This is a genomic window from Flavobacterium sp. HTF, from assembly GCF_003105115.1.
Classification (GTDB): Bacteria; Bacteroidota; Bacteroidia; order Flavobacteriales; family Flavobacteriaceae; genus Flavobacterium.
On record NZ_QETH01000001.1, the window covers coordinates 22,930 to 48,373 of the forward strand.

Consider the following 25,444-nt stretch of genomic DNA (forward strand, 5'->3'; position numbering starts at 1 on the left):
TGAAGAATAAATATGGCTGGCAACTTCTTGTTTTGAGAAGTACATATTAAAAAGTTAAAAATAAATTAAGATTACATATTGTTTTTTTGAATGCCCCTTCAGAGAGATAGTTAGTTAAACTGAAACCATACGATTATGAGAAAACCTACTATTAACAAAGTATTATTAGCAATTGTCTTTTTGCTGATTAGTCATGAGTTTTTTGGCCAGACGCCTGTCGTTCCTTTTAAAACGAGGTATGATAATTCTATTAAAGGTGATATGCTTTTGATAGGAAACAACATTCTGAGCCAGCATAAAACGAATAATTATAATACGACCGGTACAGCTAATAACGATATTGGCAACATGGTTAATGTCGATATTGATACGGATAATACTACTGTAAATTCCAGTAGTGCCGACTTGATCGTTCCAAGTAATACAGGTTGTTATAAAATTGTTTATGCAGGATTGTATTGGAGTGCCGTAGTAAAAGGTTCGGCAGCTATTGAAGATGTTAAATTCAAAGTTCCAAATGCTACAGCATACGAAAATATAAAAGGAACAAGAATTTATTATCAGAATGCAACAAACGGAAAAACAAATTCCTATGCTTGTTATGCTGATGTAACTTCTTTAGTTAGTGCTCAGGGTACTGGTACTTATACGGTGGCGAATGTTTCAACTCTAACAGGAGCAAGACCGAATGAAGAAGGTCTTTCTGCAGGTTGGTCTTTGTTTGTGGTTTACGAAGATCCAAAACTGCCTAGTAAATATATTACGTCTTTTGATGGTTTTAGTATTATCAGTAGTACAAACAACTTAACAATTCCGGTTTCAGGATTTAAAACTATTCCTAGCGGACCGGTTCGTGCTAAATATGCGTTTAGTGCAATTGAGGGTGACAGACCTTACTCAGGTGATTTCCTTCAAATCAACGGATCTACTATTGGAGCAACGAATAATGCCGGAACTGCTATCCGTCCGTCAAATAACTTTTTTAATAGTACTGTTTCTTATATAAATACAGTAACAAATACACCTGAACTTTTTACTAATCGTAATCCTAGCAGTAGTAATACATTAGGTTTTGATGCAGGAATTTTAAATATACCGAATCCCGCAACTACAGGAAATCCGGGAGGAAGTGTTATCAAAAATGGTGATACTTCTGCTAATATCCGTTTAGGAAGTAACTTAGATATTTATTATTTCTATTTTAATGCTTTTGCCGTAGATATTATTGAGCCAAAAATTGTACTTACCAAAATCGTAAAAAATGATAAGGGAGTTGAGATTGGAGGCCAGAATGTTACTTTAGGGCAAAAATTATCTTATGAAATTGGTTTTCAAAATACAGGTAATGATAATGCAACATCTTTTACCATCCGAGATCAATTGCCTATAAATATTATTTTTAATTATCCTGCCGATCTTGGTCCGTTACCAACAGGAGTAACCGTTCAAAGCTATAATGCAGCGACTCGAAATATTGTTTTTAACGTTAATAATTCAGTAGTAAAAGTTGGTGACCCGGTTAAAACAATTACTTTTAATGTACAAGTAGTTCCGGATTGTAGTATGTTGAGCGAAGCTTGTTCTAACAGTATTGACAACTCGGCTTATGCAACATACAAAGGAACATTAAACCCTACCTTTACAATTTCTGATGACCCGAGTGTTAATACCAACACGGGTTGTATCCTTATACCAAAAGCGACTAACTTTTTAGTTGGTGTTGATGGCTGTAAATTTTCTGCAAACGTTACTTTATGTAAGGATGATGTTGACTTGGTTGCAGCAAATGGCTATTCAGATTACACATGGTATAGTGATGCTGCTCATACTGTAGTAATTGGAAAAGGACAAACATTAAATGTAAAAAACCCTGGTACTTATTATGTTTACAATTTAGCTGCGGCACCTTGTAGATCAATCTACCAGGAATTTATTGTTACACGATTTGGTAATACAGCGACAAACCCGGTAATTGCGTCTGCAGATGAGGTAGTAACTTGTCCTGATACCGGAAAACCATTTCCAAATATTTACTTATGTGGAAATAATGCATCGAAATTAATTAAAACAAACATTACAGAAACTACTTCATCAATTGTTTGGGAAAAATTAGATACGGCAATTTGTCCTAGCAATAATAAACTTTGTCCGAACGAAGACAAAGACTGTACCGGATGGAGTCATGTTTTTACAGGACCTGACTACTTAGCAAATACAGCAGGACAGTATCGTTTAACAATAAATTATGCAGGTGCTTGTTTCAACCGTTTTTATTTTAATGTTTACGAAAACAAATTAAATGCGACTGAAACACATACTGATATTACTTGTTCTAAAAATGGTAGTATTACTGTAGGTGGTGTTCCGAGCGGTTACGAATATGCAATTAGTGCAGATCCTAACGGTGCAATTGGAACTTACCAGCCAAGTAACATTTTCTCTATCGCAACTCCGGGATTTTATACAGTTCACATCAGACAAATTGGTGTTACTACAAACCCTTGTGATTTTACAATTCCTGGAATTCAAATCAGAAACAGAAATCTTACCATTACTAAAACGGTAACGAATGCTTTATGTTCTGACGGTAAAGGATCAATTGATGTTGCTGCTAATAATGTAGATGGACAATATTTGTACAGAATATATAATGGTACTACACTGGTAAACAGTTTTGGGCCAACAAATGACAGCCATTATGTTTTTCCTAATTTAAATCCTGGTATAAACTATTCAATTGAAGTTTATAGCGGAAATATTACTATTGCAGGAAATACGGTTACAAGCGATTGTAAGGTTGTAGAGACTCAGGCGTTACAGGCGGCTCCGGCAGCAATCAGCGCTACGGCAGCTTTAACTGTTCCGCTTACAACTTGTAGCGACGGAAAAATTGTTGTTACTACAACTGGAGGAACTGCACCTTATTTTTATTTTGTAAACGGATCTACTACTTTCGAAACATCAAACGAAATTATTGTTACCGCACCAGGTAAATATGATATAGTAGTTGTAGATTCTAATAACTGTAGTACTACAACATCTATTACTGTAACGGCAAATCCGAAACCGGTTTATACAGTAACAAAAACAGATATTAATTGTAGTGGTGAAAAAACACAAATTACAGTTAATGTAACAAATGCCAACGGATATACTTTAGAATATAGTATTAATGGTGGTACATTTACAACCAACCCTGTGTTCCCTAATCTTTCAGGCGGTACTTATAGTATTGTAGTTAGATATACTTTATTAGGAACAACTTGTACAGATCCTGCTACATCAATCACAATTACTGAACCGGCAAATGCATTATCAGCATCTGCAGGAGTTTCAGAATTAGCAGGTTGTGACCCTTCCGGAAACGGTTATGGTAAAGTTCGTATCACTAATCCTCAGGGAGGAACACCTCCATATACTTACAGTTTTGACGGAGGTAATATCTATGGTCCTTCTAATGAAGCTTATGTTGCGGCCGGAACTTATACTCTTTATGTAAAAGATTCAAAAGGTTGTGTATACAGTATGCCTGGAGTTATTTTAGATCCAAAACCAGCTGATCCTACAATCGCTGTTGGTGCTCCTGTATTTAATTGTAACGGAACAGCAACTAGTACAGTTACGGTAACAAACGGTGGTGGAGCAAATTATACTTACGAATATTATTTAGATAACGTATTAAATACAAATACTCCTTCGAATGTTTTCTTAAACGTTCCTTCAGGATCACACACCGTTAGTGTAAAATATACTTTAGTTTCTGTACCAACATACAGTAACTTATTAATAGAAAACTTCGGTTCTGGTTCACCTACAACGTCTCCTGGTATTGCATCAGCTTATTGTTTCAATGACCAGAGAGTAAATCCTCCTTATACATGTTCTCTAAACGGAAATCCAACACGTTCAGTTGAAGATAATCAGTACTCTGTTGCTAGTTTCTTCTGGAGAAATGATACAGCATGGTTCCCATTTAAAGATCATACTACTAATGGAGTTGATGAAAATGGAAGATATTTATTAGTAAATATCGGTTCTGCTGCAGGTCCTTACGGAATTTTATATAGCAAACCTATTGTAGATGTTATTCCTAATCAGCCGGTAATGGTTGATTTATATGTTGCCAATTTATTAAACCAGGGCAAGGATGGTGCAGCTCCGATTGTAAGATTTGAGCTGGTTAACAGTGCTGGTGTAGTTGTTGCAACACAGGATACAGGAAAAATTGCAGAAGCTTCAAATGATCCAAACAGAACAAAATGGGTACCTATCAACCTTTCATTAAACCCGGGTAACAATACAAACCTAACATTCAGAATTCGTTCAGGAAGTGTTGACTACGGAGGAAATGACCTGGTTATTGATGATATCTGGGTTCGTCAGATTCCAAAATCATGTATCAGTCAAAAAGATTTCCCTATTGTTATTGACAGCAATAAAGCATTTAGTGCTTCTATCACAGGATTTAAAGATCTTACTTGTGCTGGTTCTAATAATGGAGAAATTACTATTGCAGCTCAAAACTTTAATCTTCCTTACGGATTTGATTATTCATTAGATAACGGTACAACTTGGGTTAACTCAAAAGTATCTCCTGTAACAGCTACAGGATTATCAGATAAAACATATGCGATAAGAGTTCGTTTTGATTCTTCAGCATCTAGTTGTGTATTCCCATTCTCACAAGTAATCAAAGCGCCATCTGCCTTGACGGTTACAGCTCAGGTTACGGCACAGCCAACTTGTACAAATGGTGCTTCTATAACAGCAACAGCTAATGGAGGAACACCTAATTATCAATACGAATTAAGACAGACAAATGGTGTTACAGTTGTAGTTCCGTTCCAGTCATCTAACGTATTTACCAATGTAGCTACAGGATCTTACACAGTAGTGGCTAGAGATGCTAATTCATGTTCATCTCCGGCTTCAGTACGTGTTGATATCAATGCTCCAAATTTACCAACGGCATCTTTGGCAGCAAGTTCAGATTTATGTTATGATACAACAAACCAATCTACACTTGTAGTTACAGCTACAGGAACAGGAACTTTAACATATAGTTTGGATGGAGCACCTGCTCAAAATTCTAATACGTTTACAAATGTTGGTCCTGGTACACACAATGTAGTAGTTAGAGATAGTAATAACTGTACTGCAACAGTAAGTAATATTGTTATTGCACCAGAATTAAAAGGAAGTGCAGCAATTTCTAAAACATTAGATTGTACTACATCTCCAGATGCTTCAATAACAGTTACAATTACTGGCGGAACGGCTAATTTTACCTATAAAGTTAAAAGAGGAACAGGATCTTACGGTTCTAGTGTAGCAGTAACGGGAACATCATTTGTTTATCCGGCGCCAGCTGCTGATCTTTATACTTTTGAAATAACAGATTCAAAAGGCTGTGTTACAACAACCAGCGCAACTATTAATCCTATCACAAATCCAACGGTAACGGCTTCTAAAGTTGATGCTACCTGTAACGGTGCTTCAACAGGATCTGTACAATTAGTTGGTGCAGGTGGATCAGGAGGATATACCTATAGCTTTAACGGAAGTGCAACTTTCATAGCTCAGTCAGATTATTCAGGATTAGCAGCCGGAACTTATTCTTACCAGGTAATGGATAGTAAAGGATGTAAATCTGCTGTAGGAAGTATAACAATTACGCAACCAACAACTTTAACAGCTACTGCAACTGCAACAACATTTACATGTAATGCATCAAATGTAAAACAGGCAGCTACTGTTACAATAGCTGTTCCAACTACCGGAACGGCTCCTTACGAATATAGTTTTGACGGAGGTACTGTATTTACAAGTACACGTACTTTATCTGTTACCGATAATGGTACCAACCAAACTATTTCTTATGTAGTTAAAGATGCTCAGGGTTGTAAAACTCCGGTTCAGACAATTACAATAAACAGATTAAACCCACCTACGAATTTAACATTCAGTGCTGCAAATGTTACTTGTACAGCGACTACAACAACAGTTACTGCAACAGCTACAAATGGAGTAGGTGCATTAACATATTCTATCACGTCACCTGCAGCATCTGTTGCTACGAATACTACAGGTGTATTTGCAGGATTAGCTGCAGGAACTTATAACTTTAAGGTTACCGATGCTAACGGATGTTATTTTGAAAAACCTTTTACAATAAATGCAGTAACACCAATTGATGTTGCAGCTAATAAAACAAGTGATGTTTTATGTAAAGGAGGAAATACAGGATCTGGTACTTATACCGTTTCCGGTAATGCAACAGTTGGAGCTTATACGTATACATTAAGCCCAAATACTGCTACGATTACAAAAGCGGGTAATGTCCTTACATTAACAAATGCTACAGCAGGTACTTATACAATTCAGGTAACCGATAATGCTACCGGATGTCAGGCTAGTAAAGCAATCACTATTACTGAACCTGCAAATGCATTGACTTTTACTACAACTTCTACTAATGTAAGTTGTAATAATGACAATTCACAAATTACGGTTACTGCTACTGGCGGAACTCCAAATTATACTTACGGTTTTGCGAAAAACCCATCAACTGTACCAACAGCTGGTTATGCAAACAGTAATGTACTAACAGTAGATACAAATTCAGGTGTTGATGTAACATGGGATGTTTATACGAAAGATGTAAACGGATGTGTTACTAAAAACACGGTTACGATTGCTAAAGATAATTTACCAACAGTAACAGCTACAAATAATAACCAATGTACAGGTACTGGAAATACATTTAATATTACAGCAACCGGAACAGGATTAGCTCCACTACAATATAGTATTGACGGAACAAATTTCCAGTCTTCAAACATATTTAGTGTTGCAGCAGGAACATACACAGTTACAGTAAAAGATAAAAACGGATGTACAGCTACAACAGCTGCAGCATTAGTTATCTATCCAAGATTAACTGCTGTTGGTTCTGTAACCAAAGAATTAGATTGTACAGTTTCTCCAAACGCTACTATTACAGTAACAATCACAGGAGGAAAAGGTCCATTTACTTACACTTCAAGAAAAGGAGCCGGAGCAACAAGCGCACCAAGTGCTTCACTTGCAGGTCCAACATTTACATTCCCGGTTACTCCGGCAAATGCTGATACCTATACATTTGTTATTACAGATGCAAACGGATGTCAGACTACTGCAGTAACAAAAGTAGACCCAATCACAAATCCAACAGTTACAGCAGTTCCAGTAAATGCTAGTTGTAATGGAACTGCAGATGGTTCAGTAACCCTTACAGGTGCAGGAGGATCTGGTGGATTTACTTATAGCAACAATGCTACAACAGGATTTACTACTGATGCCATTTTTGATGGATTAGCAGCAGGTTCTTATACTTTCTATGTAAAAGACAGTAAAGGATGTACAGGTTCAGTTGCAGTTGTAATTGGTCAGCCAACAACTTTGGCAGTAACAGTTACAGCAGTACCATTCTCTTGTAATACTTCAAATGCAAAAGTAGCAGGAACAGTTACTATTAATGTAACGGCAGGAACAGGAACTGCACCTTATCAATATAGCTTCAACGGAAGCGGATTCAGTGCAAATAATGTATTGACATTAAACGATAACGGAGCTGATCAGCCATATACATATGCGGTTAGAGATGCAAAAGGATGTCCGGTTACAGGTTCAGGAACTTTATTGAGATTGAATCCTCCGACAGATTTAACTTTTGCTTCACCGGCAGTTACATGTAATGCTACAACAACAACAGTTACTTTAACAGCTGTTAATGGTGTTGGTACATTACGTTATGAGACAGTTGCTCCTTCGTTAGTAATTATCCCAAAACAAACTTCAAATGCTTTCGCAAACCTTGCGCCTGGAACTTATACATTCAGAGTTACAGATGCTAATGGTTGTTATTATACTGAAGCTTATATTGTAAATCCGGTTACTCCGATTTCAGTTATCAGCAATAAAACAAGCGACGTTTTATGTAAAGGCGGAAATACAGGATCAGGAACTTATACCGTTTCTGGTAATGCAACTGCCGGAGCTTATACTTATACCTTAACTCCAAATACAGCTACAATTGCAAAAGCAGGTAATATCCTTACCTTAACAAACGCTGTTGCCGGAACATATACAATTCAGGTTACTGATTCAGCTACAGGATGTACTAGTTCTATAGGGCTTACTATCGGTGAACCGGCAAATGCATTAGGAATTACTTCTGCTGTTGCTACAAACGTAAATTGTAATAATGACAATTCACAAATTACGGTTACTGCTACTGGCGGAACTCCAAATTATACTTATGTTTTCGCGAAAAACCCATCAACTGCTCCATCATCAGGTTATGGAAACAGTAATATACTTACAGTAGATACTAATTCAGGTGCTGATTTAGTATGGGATGTTTATGTAAAAGATGCAAACGGTTGTATCGCTAAATCTACTGCAACGGTTATTCTTGACGCAATGCCTTCAGTTACTGCAGTGGTAAACAACCAATGTACTGGTTCTGCAAGCACATTTACAATTACCGCTACAGGAACAGGATTAGCTCCATTAACTTACAGTAAAGACGGAACAAATTTCCAGACTTCAAATGTATTTAGTGTTGCTTCAGGAACTTATACTATTTATGTAAAAGATAAAAACGGATGTATTGCTTCAGCTCCGGCTGCTACAATCGTTTACCCTCAGCTAACAGCTGCAGGTACCGTTACAAAAGAATTAGATTGTACTGCTACTCCAAATGCGACTATTACAGTTACAATTGGCGGAGGAAGAAGTCAGTTTACTTATACCGTTCAAAAAGGTGCAGGTACGCCAAGCGCAGCAAGTGCTCCAATTGCAGGTCCGACATTCACTTATTCAGTTACACCTGCAAATGCAGATACGTATACATTTGTTATAACAGATGCAAACGGATGTTCAAAAACTGCGGTAGTAACTGTTGCCCCAATTACAAACCCAACAGTTACAGCAGCACAGACAAATGCTAGTTGTAACGGAGCTTTAGACGGTTCTGTAACCCTTACAGGTGCAGGAGGATCAGGAAACTTTACTTATAGCAACAATGCTACAACAGGATTTACAGTAAATCCAACGTTCACAGGATTGGCTGCAGGTGCTTATACTTTCTACGTAAAAGACAGTAAAGGATGTACAGGTTCAGTAGCTGTAACAATCACACAGCCACTAACTCTTGCAGCAACAACTGTTACAGTTCCATTTTCATGTAACACTACTAATGGAAAAGTGGCAGGAACAGTTACTGTTAATGTAACAGCAGGAACAGGAACAGCAGGATATCAATATAGTTTTAACGGAGGCGGATTCGGATCAAATAATGTATTAACATTAAATGATAACGGAGCTGACCAGCCTTATACTTATATCGTTAAAGATGCAAAAGGATGTACCGTTTCTGGTTCAGGAACTTTATTGAGATTAAACCCTCCGACAGATTTAGCTTTTGCTTCACTACCAGTTACATGTACTGCTACAACAACAACAGTTACTTTAACAACTACTAATGGTGTTGGAACTTTACAATTTGAAACTATTGCACCATCTCCTGTAATTATTGCAAAACAAACATCTAATGCTTTCGCAAACCTTGCGCCTGGTACTTATATGTTTAAAGTTACAGATGCCAACGGATGTTATTATACAGAATCATATACTATTAACCCGGTTACTCCGATAACTGTTTTAGGTAATAAATTAAGCGATGTATTGTGTAACGCAGGAAACACAGGATCTATCAGATATACTGTTTCTGGTTTTGCTACAACATACAGCTATACAATCAATGGAGGAGCTCCCGTTTTGGCTCAGACTTCTCCAACCATTAACCTGACAAACCTGGTTGCAGGAGCTTATGCTATCGTTGTTACTGATAATGCAACAGGATGTACAGCTAATGAATCAATCACAATTAGTCAGCCGGCAGCTGCTTTATCAGCAACTTATGCTGCTATAAATGGAAATTGTTTTGTATCAACATCAGAAGTTACAGTTACTCCATCAGGAGGAACACCAGTTTACAGATATTCATTTGTACAGGACGGTTTACCAGCTGGAGCATATTCAAATAATAATAAAGCAAACTTAGACCCGGCAGTTAGTCTAAACTGGGACGTTCATGTAATTGACGCTAACGGATGTACATTTAAATTAGATATTACAATTACAAAAGATGCTGTTCCTACTGTTACAGCTTCGGCTACAGGTCAGTGTTTTGGAGTTGGAACATATACAATTACTGCAACTCCCGGAACAGGATTAGTTGCACCGTTAACGTATAGTATAAATAATGGTGCTTCATACCAGACAGGTAATACTTTCCCAATAACTACTCCTGGAAACTACACCATTAAAATTAAAGATGGTAACGGCTGTACTGCTGACAGTAATGTTGTTATTGTTGATAATAAGCTAGGTTTAACAGCAGTATTGGATAAAGACATTACTTGTTCAGTCCCAACAGCTGCTCAGGTTACTTTAACACCAAATGGAGGAACGGCTCCTTATACATACGAGTATAAAGAAGCAGGTGATCTAACAGAAACTGCAATGGCTAGTAATGTATTTAATACTACGGTTGCTGGAAGTTATACTTTCACAGTTACAGATTCAAGAGGTTGTATATTTGTAACTACCACTCCGGTTATTATAACCACTCCGGTTAATCCTGATATTACGAATGTTGTTCAGACTCAGTTTATTTCTTGTTATGGGGATACAAATGCGGCTATTTCTATAACTATTGATAATACTGCTGGACAAGCTCCATTTGTATATACTGTACTGAATACTACAACTGGTGTAAACTATGGTACTCAAACATCTGGTTTAGCAGCAGGTAATTATATAATTACTGTTAGAGATGCAAAAGGTTGTACAGATACCTTCCCATTTCCTATTGCTCAGCCAGCTGATATTGTTGTGGTTCATCATGCAGTGCCAATTACCTGTACTGGTGCTGGTGTTTCTAAAGGGTCAGTGATTGTTGACAGCGTTGTTGGAGGAGTTGGTCCTTACAACTATTTTGTAACAGGTGTTAATGGATATAATCAGTCTGAATTAAATAACCTTGGAACTACTTCTGTAAATTTCAATGTTGTAGACTTTGGTTTATACCAAATTAATATAGTAGATGCTAACGGATGTTCTAAACTAATTCAAAATGTATTAGTGGCATCTCCGCCTGAAGATTTGGATATTACTGTAACACCGCCACCTGCAGATTGTTCTAGTCTGGGTTCTGCTGTAGTTGCAATTGGAGCATTATCTACTAATATTACAGGTAATGGACCATTCCACTTTGCAGTGTACACAGGTCCTGGAATGACTTACACTTCGCCAACTACTTTACCATGGTATAATGAAGATGTTTTAGGAACTCCGGGAAGTAAAAAAACAACTATACCAAACTTATTACCAGGTGTTAAATACACTTTCATTGTACATGATGCCGGAACAGGTTGTTACTATTATGAAACAGCTCAATTCGCTATTCCAACAAGTTCAACATTAACTACAAGTGCGCTTGTGGCTAATAATGTTACTTGTAGAGGAAGTGCTAACGGAAATGTATCTTTTGCTATTAACAGCGTTTATCCAGCAGCAACTCCGGTTAGTTATGAGATATTAAATTCTCAAACATTAGTTTCAACCGGAATTTCAGGTACAGGATCTGTTCCTCCAAATGGAACATTGAATGTGACTAATTTAGGACCATTATCTTTTGGTAATTATATTGTTGTCGTAAGAGAAACGGCTGGTGCAACTCATGCAGGATGTAGTATTGCAACTGTTCCGTTTAATATTACTCAATCTGCAATTGATTTATCTATTACAGCTTCTGTTTCTAAAAATGCAAATTGTAACCCTAATTCAGGAGTTATAACTGCCATTGCAAAAGATGGAACTGCTCCATATACATACCAGTTATTGCTTGCTACAGCTCCGGCTCCAACGGCTGTTAGTGCTGGTTGGGCTGCAGCTAATACTTTCAACAGAAATGCAGGAAATTATATTGCATATGTAAAAGATGCTTATGGTTGTATTAAACAAGTTTCAATTACATTAGATAAAGATGCAGACCCTACAATTACAGCCCCGGCTTTAATTTGTTATGATGGAAATCCATTTACATTTACAATAACAGGAACAGTAGATCCTGCAATTGTTGGCGCAGCAACTTATAGTGTAGACGGAAGCGTTTTCCAAACAAGTCCGACCTTTACATTTAATGCTCCGAAAGTCTATACTTTAGCAATTAAAGATGGTAACGGATGTATTGCAACGACTACTTATGAAGTGAAACCGCAATTACAATTAGCTGCTAATTTGACAAAAGAATTAGATTGTACAGGTACTCCAAATGCAACAATTACTTTGACTGCTACTGGTGGATACAACACACTTTACACTTATGAATATTCTGTAAATGGAAGTGGTTTCACTACTATGCCTTCAAATGTACTTTCAACAAGCGTTTTAGGAAATTATGTTTTCAGAGTAAGCGATGCGAAGTTGCCTTTACCATCATGTCAGGCTACTGCAACATTCACTTTAGACCCAATACCGGCTACACTTTTCACAACAGTACAAGCACCGGTTAAATGTTTTGGAGGTGCAGACGGTACCATTACAGTTAATGTAACTACTGGCGTTGGTCCTTATCAATATCAATTAGATGGCGGAACTTTCCAGACATCAAATGTATTTACAGGATTAGCTGCAGGAACTTCATATATCATTACGGTTAGAGATAGTAAATCTTGTCTTTACCCAAGTACACCAATAACTATTGTACAGCCAACTGCATTAACTGCTACTTCAACTCTTACAACTCCGTTGACTTGTGCAACAGGAAATGTACCAACTAAAGCGTTGGTTACTGTAACAGGTGCAAATGGTACTCCAAACTATTTATATAGTTTTGATAATGGTGCTACATACACAAGCACAAATACATATGAGGCTTTTGCCGGAACAACATTTAATGTTCTTGTCAAAGATGCTAACGGATGTATATTTACTCTGGTAAATGGAGTTGACATCCCGGCTTTAAATCCTCCAACTATTACAAATATTACCGGAACACCAGTTTATTGTAATCCAGTAGCCAGCAGAACAAGCACTGTTACTATTACAACGACAAATGGTGTTGGTACATTAGCTTATGCGATTTTATCACCAGCTAGTGCAACAACAAATGTTTCGGGAGCTTCATCAGGAATATTTACTTCATTAGATCCTGATACTTATTTATTCGAAGTAACAGACGATAATGGTTGTAAAGATCAAAAATCATTTACTGTTGCTCCGGTAACAAATATTACAATTTCCGGTGAACTAGTAAACAATGTAACTTGTAACGGAAACGCTAATGGTGCTGTGAAATTCACAGTTGCTAATTATGCAGGAGGTTATACAGCTACATTAACTGCAGGAACAGGTACATTAACTCAAACAGGTAATACTGTAAATGTTACAGGTCTGGTACCGGGAACTTACACAGTTGAGGTAACTGATGCTATTACAGGTTGTATTAATTCAACTTCTGTAAATGTTACTCAGCCACCAGTTTTAGCGATTACTGTAGTTTCAAATGTAAATGCAAATTGTAACATCGGTGCTAAAGTTGAAGTTGCAGCAACAGGAGGAACACCTAATTATGTTTACGCATTCGTTAAAGACGGGGTAACTCCTCTTGCAGGCGATTACACTAATGTTGCCAATGCAGTTTTAAATGCTGCTGATGCAAATTGGGATGTTTACGTAAAAGATGCTAATAATTGTACTCAGAAAGTTGATGTAGTAATTGCTACAGATGCATTCCCAACAATCAACTCATCTGCAGGATTATATTGCTACACTGGAGGACCAGTACCAATTACGATCACAGGAACTTATGTTGGAACTCCAACATACAGTATTGGAAACGGATATCAGGCGAGCCCTAACTTTGTATTGAACGCACCAGGAAACTATATGTTCTATATTAAAGACGGTAACGGTTGTATCGTATCAAGACCATATACATTAAACCAGGAATTAAGATTAGATGCTACGCTGACAAAAGATTTAGATTGTACAGGAGCAGCAACTATTACATTATTGGCAACTCAGGGAACACTTACTTATACAGGTTTCGAAGTTGACTTTAATGGAGGTGGATATACTGCTGCTACATCACCTTACACTGCAACTGCTGCCGGAACTTATACTTTCAGAGTAACAGACAGTCAGGGATGTCAGTCACTATCTATTCCGGTAGTAGTAACACCAATAACAACTCCAACTGCAACATTTACACAAACAAATGTTAGTTGTATCGGAGGAAATACAGGAAGTATAATTGTTACGGCTGCTAATGGTGTTTTACCATATCAGTACAACATTAACGGAGGAACATTCCAGACTTCTAATATATTCACAGGATTAACTGCAGGAACTTATAACATTATCGTAAGAGATGCTAAGCAATGTACATCTGTAGCTATAACAGCTACAATTACACAGCCAACAGCTCTTGCAGCAACAGCAGTTCTAACGCAGGGATTAACTTGTAGCAGTACAGGAAATGCTACTCAGGCAGCAACTGTTACAGTTAATGTAACTGCCGGGACAGGAACAGCTCCTTACCAATACAGTTTCAACGGAGGAACAAACTATGGTACAGCTAACACGTATACTACGTTTAACGCTGGTACAGTAACAGCTTATGTAAAAGATGCTAACAACTGTATCATTGCAGTACCGGTTACAATCACTATTCCGGCATTGAATCCGCCGACAAATATGGATATTAACGGTACACCAATTTATTGTGCTCCGATTGCAAACACTACAAGTACAGTTACAATTAGTAATGTAATTAACGGTGTAGGTTCACTTCAGTATGAGATTCTTTCTCCAGTTGCAGTGGCTAAACAAGCAAGTGCAGTATTTACAGGATTAACTCCTAATACCTACTTATTCCAGGTAACAGATGCTAACGGATGTACATATCAGGAATCTTACGTTGTGAAACCGGTTACGAATATTTCAGTTTCAGGTCAACTAGTAAGTAATGTGACTTGTAACGGAAGCGCTAACGGTGCTGTGAAATTCACAGTTGCTGATTATGCAGGTGGTTATACAGCTACATTAACAGCAGGAACTGGTACCTTAACTCAAACAGGTAATACTGTAAATGTTACAGGTTTAGTACCGGGAACTTATACAGTTCTGGTTACAGATGCAATCACAGGTTGTACTGCTCCGGCTTCTGTTGTAGTTGGTCAGCCGACAGTATTGAATTTAGCTTTAGTAAGTAATGTAAACGCCAATTGTAATTTTGGTGCAAAAGTTACTGTACTGGCTAGCGGAGGTACTCCAAACTACAAATATGTTTATGGTGTTGACGGATTTACTCCAAACATCTTAGATTATGATACAGTTGCCAATGCAGTTTTAGATGCAACAGTAAGTACAGAATGGGATTTCTATGCTATGGATGCAAACGGATGTACTGTTAAACTTGATGTAACAATTGATACAGATGATTTACCAAAAATCAACTCATCTGCAGGATTATATTGCTACACTGGAGGGCCAGTGCCAATTACAATCACTGGAACATATGTTGGAACTCCAACTTACAGTATTGGAAACGGATACCAATCTAGCCCTAACTTTGTATTGAATGCGCCAGGAAACTACAAATTCTATATCAAAGATGGTAATGGTTGTATTGTTGAAAGTCCATACACTCTAAACCAGGAATTATTATTAAAAGCTACACTGACAAAAGATTTAGATTGTGCAGGAGCAGCGACTATAACATTATTGGCAACTCAGGGAACGCTTACTTATGCAGGTTTCGAAGTTGACTTTAACGGAAACGGATACACTGCTGCTACATCTCCTTACACTGCAACTGCTGCCGGAACTTATACTTTCAGAGTAACAGACAGTCAGGGATGTCAGTCACTATCTATGCCAGTGGTAGTAACACCAATAACAACTCCAACAGCAACATTCACACAAACAAATGTTAGTTGTATTGGAGGAAATAACGGAAGCGTAATTGTTACGGCTGCAAATGGTGTTTTACCATATCAGTACAGTATCGACGGATTACCATTCCAGGCTTCTAATATATTCACGGGATTAACTGCCGGAACTCATAACATTATTGTAAGAGATGCTAAACAATGTACATCAGTAGCTATAATAGCTACAATTACAGAGCCAACAGCTCTTGCAGCGACAGCAGTTCTAACTCAGGGATTGACTTGTGGTTCAGGAAATGCAACTCAACCGGCAATTGTTACGATTAATGTAACTGCCGGAACAGGAACAGCTCCTTACCAATATAGTTTCAATGGAGGAACAAATTACGGAACAACTAATACGTACACAACGTTTAACGCAGGTACAATAACAGCTTCTGTTAAAGATGCTAACAACTGTATTATCGCTGTACCGGTAAGTATTACTATTCCGGCAATCGATCCGCCAGTAATTGACAATGTTACCGGAACACCAATCTGGTGTGCACCAACTGCAAATACAACAAGTACAGTTACTGTTGCTGTTTCACATGGTGTTGGGGCATTAAATTTTGTTATTCTTTCTCCGGCAAGTGCGGTAACAAACACTTCAGGAGCTACAAGCGGAATATTTACAGGATTAACAGCAGATACCTACATATTCCAGGTAACTGATGCAAATGGATGTAAAGATCAAGCTTCTTATACAGTTGCACCACTAGTTAACATTACTGCTGACGGTCAGTTAGTAAATGATGTTAGTTGTAATGGAGGTGCTAATGGATCAGTGAAATTTAATATTGATAATTTCAATGGTACTTATACAGTTGCATTAATTGGTGGTCCAACTACAGGAACTATCACTCAGGCAGGAAAAGTGGTAACACTAACAAACCTTCCGGCTGGAGCTTATACAATTGAAGTAACAGATGCAATTACTGGCTGTAAAGCAGTACGCTCTGTAACGGTAGGACAACCAGCAATATTAACATTAACTGAAACAGGAAATATTAATGCTAACTGTAACTCTGGAGCTCAGGTAAGCGTTGCTGCTGCAGGTGGAACACCAGATTATAAATATGCATTTGTTGTAAGTGGAGCAACTCCTGTTGCAACAGATTATACAAACAGTAATAATGCTGTTTTAGATCAGGCGGTAAGTTTGAACTGGGATGCTTATGTTCTTGATTCAAAAGGATGTGTAACATTTATTCCAATTGTAATTGATGAAGATCCATTGCCAACTGCTATCACTGCGGTTGTTGCAAGTCAGTGTCCATCACCAACAGGTCAGTTTACATTCACAGTTAGTGTAGGTTCAGGTATGGCTCCTTATGAGTACAGTATCGGAAATGGTTTCCAAACTAGTCCAACATTCACAGTGCCTTCAGGAACATATGATGTGACAGTACGTGATGCAAATGGTTGTGAGGTTACGGCAACAGCTGCTGTAAATATTGCACCGGCATTACAACTTGATGCAGTTGTAACAGCATTACCAAGCTGTACGGCAAATAACGGTACGATCACTGCTACTGCTACTGGTGGTTCAGGAACTGCTAATTACAGATATACTTTAGACGGAGGTTTTAGTTATGCAACTACTCCTACAGTATTTATTAATGTAGCTCCGGGTACTCACATTATCAGAGTTAGAGATGTACTTACTTTATGTTCATTTGAAGTTACTGTTGAAATTGCTCCTGCAACTATCATTACAGGATTAACATTAACAGGTAAAAATGTATCATGTAAAGGTTTTGCAGACGGATCTATCACAACAAATCTGGCTCCAAACGGACCAGGCGTAAATGATAACCCGGTTTATACTTATACATTGACAGGAACGACAGTTTTAGGTGTTGCTGTTAGCAGACCGGCTCAGACTTTAAATGTATTTGAAAACCTTGAAGCGGGAGATTATACAGTAACAGTTACATCAGGAAGAGGTTGTGTTGATTCTGAAGATATCAGAATTGCTGAGCCTCAGCCAATTGTTGTCGCTGCTCCGGTAATTGCACAATATGGTTGTGCTTCAGGAACAAACACTTCAAATTATGCTACTATTACAGTAAGCACAGTTACAGGTGGTTCAGGAAATTATATTACTTACGAATTCCTTAAAAATGGAGTAGTAGTTCAAACAGGTTCTTCAAATGTTTATAGCGAATCAAACTTCCTTGGAGGTAATTACACTGTAAATGTTTATGATGATAATGGTTGTATTGGTTCTACGGTAGCTCCGGTTACTATTAATCCTTTCATTAGCATGGATGCTGTAAATGTTGCGGTAAACACAGCAGTTACATGTATTTCTAATGAAGATATTACAGTATCTGTAACATCAACAGGAGGAACACCGGTATTACTAAATTATACTGTAACAGGTCTGAACGGAAATACTTATAACCAAACTAATACAAATGGTGTTTTCACAGGTTTAATAATAGGAGATTACTTAATTAAAGTTGAAAATCCTGCTACAGGATGTACAATCGAGAAAATCCATTATGTAAATGATCCTAATACTTTCGAAATTAAAGCAGTAACAGTAAACGGAAAAATCTGTTTCGGTACAACTGACGGAAGTGTAGATTTAACTTTTGTGGATAACCAACTGGTTCCAACAAATGATGCAGGTGCTTTTGATTACACAATCACTGGTCCACTTACACTTACAGGAACTACAACAAATGCAGGTCCATTCCATATTGCGAATCTAATTGCAGGTCAGTATACTGTTGTTGCAAAATTGGTTAACAATCCAGAATGTACTGTAACAACATTGTTCACAATCGAACAACCGGCTGCAGCGTTGACACTAGTAACAACTCAGTCTGACATTACTTGTATAACAGGTAACAATGACGGAATAATTACAGCTGTTGCAACTGGAGGATGGGATAGTAAATACCAATACCAGTTAGTACTAGGCGGAACAACATTGATCGATTATTCTGATCAGTCTGTATTCTCTGGATTATCTGCAGGTGTTTACACTATAAATGTTAAAGATGGTAATGATTGTATCGCTACGACAACTGCAACATTAGTTGTTCCGGCACCAATCGTTATTGTAACATCACCAGATGTAATGTTAACATGTTATGGAGAGAAAACGGCTACCATTTCTGCTACAAGCGTAACAGGTGGTCAGGGAAGTAATTATTTATATACTTTAAATATTGTTTCTGCTAATCCGGTTATTTCTTCAGGTCCTCAGGCATCTCCGGTATTCACTGATTTAGGTGCAGGAACTTATACAATAACAGTAACTGACGGATTTAATTGTTCTGCAACTTCTGGTAACATCGTAGTAGATCAGCCAACAGAAGTAAAAGCAACTTTAGTGAAATCTAAAGGTGTAGCATGTACAACATTAGCTCAGCTTACGTTAAGTGCGGTTGGAGGATCAGCTCCTTATACATACAGTGCTGATGCTACTTTTGCTACAGTGATCGGATCATTTACTACTTCGGTAACATTTGATGTCGCTCCTGGTTCTTACAAGTATTTTGTTAAGGATGCACAAGGTTGTGTGAGTGTAGTTTCAAATGACATTAAAGTTGATCCTTTAGAGCCATTAACACTTACTTTAGATCAATCTAATGCAGTAGTAAAATGTACAGGTGATAACAGCGCCGTTATTGTTGCAACAGCAACAGGAGGTTTAGGAAGCTATCTATATACATTATATAATAATGTTGGTACTGTTTTAGCAGGACCTCAGGCAGATAACAGATTCGAAGGTCTTGTTGCAGGAACTTACAGCGTAAAAGTTGACAGTGAAGATTGTTCTCAAATTTCGGGAGCAATTACAATCAGCCAGCCAGCGACACCATTTACTGCTACAGTAACAGTTACTCCGGTATACTGTTTTGGAGAAAAAACAGGTAGAATCGAAGTTGTTGGTGCAGGTGGTACAGGTGCTTATGTTTATTCTATCTCACCAAGATCTGACCAATATTTTGATACTGGAATATTCGAGAGATTAGAAGTTGGTACATATACAATTTTGGCTAACGATGAGAATGGATGTTTATTTAGACAAGAAGTAGAAATTACAGGACCAACAGCTCCATTATTCGTAGGAGTGACGCCTGGATCTATACACGGAGAAGAATGTTTAGGTGACTCTAATGGTGGATTTACAATTGATATCCAGGGAGGTACAACACCTTACACAGTAAGCTTAGATGATAAAAACGGAACGTACGAAACAGTTACAACAATACCTCATCCATTTGATAATATCAAAGGAGGTATCCACAAAGTGTTCGTAAAAGATGCTAATGGTTGTGAATTCACAATCACTGTTAATGTTCCATTACCGGTAGATTTAACTTCATCAGTAGAAGTTGTTTATGGTTGTGAAACGAATACAGTAACTGTAAATGTTCTGGATACAACAATTGATCCTGCAGATATTGACTATGCTCTTGATGATATAAATGGTCCTTACCAGGCTGAGAATGAATTTAAAGATCTTCTTGCCGGTCCTCACAAAATATTTGTAAGACACACTAATAGTTGTATTTTAGAAACAGCGCCGTTTACAATTCAAGGTTTTGCTAAACTGGGTATTACAGTAGTTTCAGCTGGAAAAACTGAAATGAACGTAATTGAAGTTATCGGTGTAGGAGGTAAAAAAGATTACCTATACAGCTTCAACGATGAGCCATTTACATCAGATAACAAATACAAAATCTACAAATCCGGAGATTATAAAGTAGTGGTTAGAGATCAAAATGGTTGTGAGGCAACAATAGTTGTTCCAATGATTTATGTTGATGTTTGCGTACCGGATCACTTTACTCCAAACGGAGATGGTCAGTTTGACGAATGGGGTCCTGGTTGTACAAATATTTACAACAACCTTACTTTCGAAATCTTTGACAGATACGGTCGTGTAATTGCTAAATATCACTATGGTCAAAAATGGGATGGTAAATATGACGGTGCCGAATTACCAACAGGTGATTACTGGTATGTTCTTAAACTAAATGACGAGAAAGATGCAAGAGAGTTTGTTGGACATTTCACTTTATACAGATAACAAAATAATAGCCCCTGTGATGTTATCTAAAAAAATTATTACAATGAAAAAATTATTATTATCCTTAGTACTCATGGCTGTAACAACAAGTTACAGCCAAGAGTTAAACCTACCAGTGTTTACTCAGTATCTAGCTGATAACCCTTTTATACTTTCACCTGCGTATGCCGGTATTGGTGACAACCTTAGAATTAGGGCCAATGGACTTACACAATGGGTTGGAATCAAAGATGCACCGGACAACCAGTCTTTGTATGCAGATTTCAGAATTCTGGATCGTTCCGGAGTTGGAGTTTCGTTGTATAATGATAAAAATGGATACACAAGACAGACGGGTGCCAAAGTTTCCTTTGCGCATCACCTGATCTTAGATTATTATTCAAAGCAATATTTGTCTTTTGGTCTTTCGTATAATTTCAACAGTTTCCGTATTGATGTAAATGATTTCGATTATACTAATCCAAACGGAGGAGCACCAGTTTTTGACCCTTCAATTACAGACAATCGTTATACTTCAAATAACAACTTTGATGTGAGTGCTTTATATCGTAATAAAGACTTCTACATCAGTTTTAATGCGAATAACGTTTTAAAGAAAAATACAAATAAGTACAGAGGTATAGAACCGGATTTACTTTCCAACTATCAGGTATATACAGGTTATACGTTCAGAGATGGCGAAAACAGACGTATCGAATACGAACCATCTGTATTTTATCAGTATTTTGCAAGTGATAAACGTTCTACTACCGATTTTAACTTTAAGTACAGACGTTACAACCGTTACGAAGATTATTACTGGATTGGAGTTTCATATCGTTTCCTTAACGACCAGTTTCCAAAACCATTATCAGTTGGGCCAATGGCAGGTTTCATGAAATCTAAATTTTATTTTGCTTATTCATACCAGGTTATGTTCAACGACCTTGGTAACTATAATACAGGAACTCACGTTGTAACCATCGGATTTGATTTCTTTGGATCAATCAGTAACTGTCCTTGTACACAAAGTCCGGTTCACGATTAGGCAACCAATTTTCTGTTTTTTAAAAGTAAATTTGTTTTTTTTCATAATTTACAACGTTTTCGTTGTTAGAGATAGGTTATTTTTGTTTTTTTCAAATTTAATACTACTTTAAAAGTTCTATATTTGTTATTCTTTCAAAAAAATTAAATAACTATCAAATGAAAACTTTAAACGATTTCGACTTTAAAAATAAAAAAGCAATTATCCGTGTTGATTTCAATGTGCCACTGGATGAAAATTTTAATGTAACAGATGCAACACGTATCGAAGCTGCCAAACCAACCATTGATGCTATCCTGGCACAAGGTGGAAGTGTAATTTTGATGTCGCATTTAGGAAGACCAAAAGGAACTGAAGAAAAATATTCATTAAAGCATATTCTAAAAACTGCTTCTGACATATTAGGAGTTCAGGTAAAATTTGCTGAAAACTGTGTTGGAGAAGTTGCACAAAATGCTGCAAAAGATCTTAAGCCAGGAGAAGTATTGTTATTAGAGAATTTACGTTTTCATAACGAAGAAGAAGCCGGAGATGTTAATTTTGCAAAAGAATTAGCTTCACTGGGAGATATCTATGTAAATGATGCTTTCGGTACAGCTCACAGAGCACACGCTTCTACAACTATCATTGCTCAGTTTTTTCCAAACGACAAATGTTTCGGAACATTACTGGCAAAAGAAATAGAAAGCTTAAACAAAGTTCTTAAAAACAGTGAAAAACCAGTTACAGCAGTTTTAGGCGGATCTAAAGTATCTTCTAAAATCACTGTAATCGAAAATATTTTGGACAAAGTTGACCACATGATTATTGGTGGAGGTATGACTTTTACATTCATTAAAGCTCAGGGAGGAAAAATCGGTGAGTCTATTTGTGAAGATGATAAACAAGAACTGGCTCTTGAAATTTTGAGATTAGCTAAAGAAAAAGGCGTGCAGGTTCATATTCCTGTTGATGTTATCGCTGCCGATGATTTCTCAAATACAGCAAATACAAAAGTTGTTGATGTAAGAGAAATTCCTGACGGATGGCAAGGTCTTGACGCAGGTCCTAAATCTTTGGAAAATTTCAAAAAAGTAATTTTAGAGTCAAAAACAATTCTTTGGAATGGTCCATTAGGAGTTTTTGAGATGGAAACATTCTCTAAAGGAACAATCGCTTTAGGAGATTATATTGCAGAATCTACTCAAAATGGTGCGTTTTCTTTAGTTGGTGGCGGAGATTCAGTTGCTGCTGTAAAACAGTTTGGATTTGAAGACAAAATGAGCTACGTTTCCACTGGGGGCGGGGCAATGCTTGAAATGTTAGAAGGTAAAATCTTACCTGGAATAGCTGCGATTTTAGACTAAAAAATCACAATTAACATTTTTTTTGATATTTTTCTTCAATAAAGGCCTTAAGTTTGCAAAAATACAAGTCCTTGTAATTGTTTGTTTTATAGGATTTTAAAAAAATGTTATATGATTATAAGAAAAGTTTCTTTAGCGGTTTCGGTTTTATTTTCAATAGCCGGTTTTGCGCAGGATGTTGCCAAAACAGACTTTCAAATTAAACCAGATGTAAAGATCTCGTACTTAGATTCAGTTAAAAGTTCTTTTAAGAAAGATGAACTGGCTACCAAAGTAGACAGTCTTTGGATGAAAGAATTAGTAAGTCTGGATATTTACGATGATTTAACGAAAGACATTCAAACCATCAATTCGGATGTTTCTGTTGATGAAGAATTGCCAACTGAGTTGTTGAAACAGCGACTTCAGGTTATGAATGAGAAATCGCCTTTTGAAATTGAATATAATCAAGGCCTTGAAAACATAATAAAGTCGTTTCTCAAGAATCGTAAAAAATCGTTTTCACGATTAATGTCTTTATCAGAATATTACTTTCCAATTTTTGAGGATGCTTTTGCCAAGCAAAATGTTCCTTTAGAAATTAAATATTTAGCCGTTGTAGAATCTGCTTTAAATCCTAAAGCAGTTTCTAAAATGGGCGCCACGGGTCTTTGGCAGTTTATGTACGGTACCGGAAAACAGTACGATCTTAAAATTGATTCTTACATAGACGAAAGAAGCGATCCGATGAAAGCTACTGCAGCCTGCTCAGAATACATGACAAAAATGTTCAATATTTTTGGAGACTGGGAGCTTGTTTTAGCATCTTATAATTCAGGACCGGGAAATGTTACCAAAGCAATCCGTCGTTCCGGAGGAAAAACCAAATACTGGGACATTCGTAACCACCTTCCAAAAGAAACACAAGGTTATGTTCCTGCTTTCCTGGCTACAATGTATCTTTTTGAATTTCACAAAGAACACGGAATAAACCCGGAAAGAGCTGTTGTCAAAAATTTTGAAACAGACACCGTTCAGATCAAATCTCAAATGAGTTTCAAACAAATTGCAGATTTACTGGATATGCCACAAGCACAAATTCAGCTTTTAAACCCATCTTATAAATTAAATGTAGTTCCATTTTATCAAAACGAAGCGCATTATCTGCGTCTGCCAAAAGATAAAATTGCCACATTTGTTTCTAATGAAGACCAAATTTACGCTTACGTAAAACACCAGTCTCAATTTAAATCACTTCCGGCAAGACTGGCTTTAAAAGTTACTCCACGCGCAAAGAATACTCTTGAAAAAAGTACTCAGGACATTCAGTTCTATAAAGTTCGCAAAGGAGATAACTTAGGATCAATTGCTGATAAATATGACTGTTCGATTTTAGATTTAAAGAAATGGAACAATCTTAAAAGCAATTCACTTGCTCTTGGTAAAACAATAAAAATCAAATCAGCTGATTCTGTTGTTAAAACAAAAGAAATAAAAACTCCTGAAATTGATAAAAAGGCAGTTGAAGAAGCAGTTGCTTCTACAGACAATAAAGACAAATCTGGTGCTAAACCTTTAGAATATGTTGTCGTTTCAGGCGATAATCTGGGAAGCATCGCTAAAAAATTCGGTACGACTATTGCTGAATTAAAAGAGCTAAATGATCTGACTTCAAATAATCTTGGTTTAGGAAAAACTTTGGTAATTTCTAAAAATGCAGCAGAAATTGAAGTAGTACCGGCAGAAAATACTGTAGCAGTTGCTTCAAACTCTATTGATACTTTCAAGAAAAAAGCAACCACTGCTAAAAATATCGGTGAAGATTATTACGTTAAAAAAGGAGATTCTTTATACAGCATTTCTAAAAAATATCCTGGAGTAACTATTTCAGATATTAAAAAATGGAACGGTATCAAAGAAGATGATTTAAAACCCGGAATGAAACTTAAAATAAACGGATAATAAAAAATCTTAACTAAATTTGGGTTTTATT

At 36.9% G+C, this 25,444-nt stretch carries 4 protein-coding genes; all 4 read left to right on the top strand.

The window, feature by feature from the left end; genetic code table 11:
* Positions 1 to 135 precede the first annotated feature (135 nt).
* Positions 136 to 21,099 carry a T9SS type B sorting domain-containing protein gene (locus DCO46_RS00105; protein WP_116750560.1) on the top strand — a complete coding sequence of 6,988 codons (20,964 nt, stop codon included), beginning with the start codon at positions 136 to 138 and terminating at the stop codon, positions 21,097 to 21,099.
* A 43-nt stretch (positions 21,100 to 21,142) separates the two neighbouring features.
* Positions 21,143 to 22,126, top strand: coding sequence for a type IX secretion system membrane protein PorP/SprF (locus tag DCO46_RS00110; protein ID WP_243416223.1), 984 nt, complete (start codon positions 21,143 to 21,145; stop codon positions 22,124 to 22,126).
* Between the two features lie 158 nt (positions 22,127 to 22,284).
* On the top strand, positions 22,285 to 23,472 hold the full coding sequence (locus DCO46_RS00115; RefSeq protein WP_116750561.1) for a phosphoglycerate kinase: 1,188 nt from the start codon (positions 22,285 to 22,287) through the stop codon (positions 23,470 to 23,472).
* A gap of 111 nt (positions 23,473 to 23,583) precedes the next feature.
* Positions 23,584 to 25,413: a LysM peptidoglycan-binding domain-containing protein gene (locus DCO46_RS00120; RefSeq protein ID WP_116750562.1), complete on the top strand. Its 1,830-nt coding sequence runs from the start codon at positions 23,584 to 23,586 to the stop codon at positions 25,411 to 25,413.
* The last annotated feature ends 31 nt before the right edge of the window (positions 25,414 to 25,444 follow it).

Excerpts from the sequence above, each read along its gene's own strand:
- DCO46_RS00110 (WP_243416223.1), top strand. The coding sequence starts at position 21,143 with ATGAAAAAATTATTATTATCCTTAGTACTCATGGCTGTAACAACAAGT.
- DCO46_RS00120 (WP_116750562.1), top strand. The coding sequence starts at position 23,584 with ATGATTATAAGAAAAGTTTCTTTAGCGGTTTCGGTTTTATTTTCAATA.
- DCO46_RS00105 (WP_116750560.1), top strand. The coding sequence starts at position 136 with ATGAGAAAACCTACTATTAACAAAGTATTATTAGCAATTGTCTTTTTG.
- DCO46_RS00115 (WP_116750561.1), top strand. The coding sequence starts at position 22,285 with ATGAAAACTTTAAACGATTTCGACTTTAAAAATAAAAAAGCAATTATC.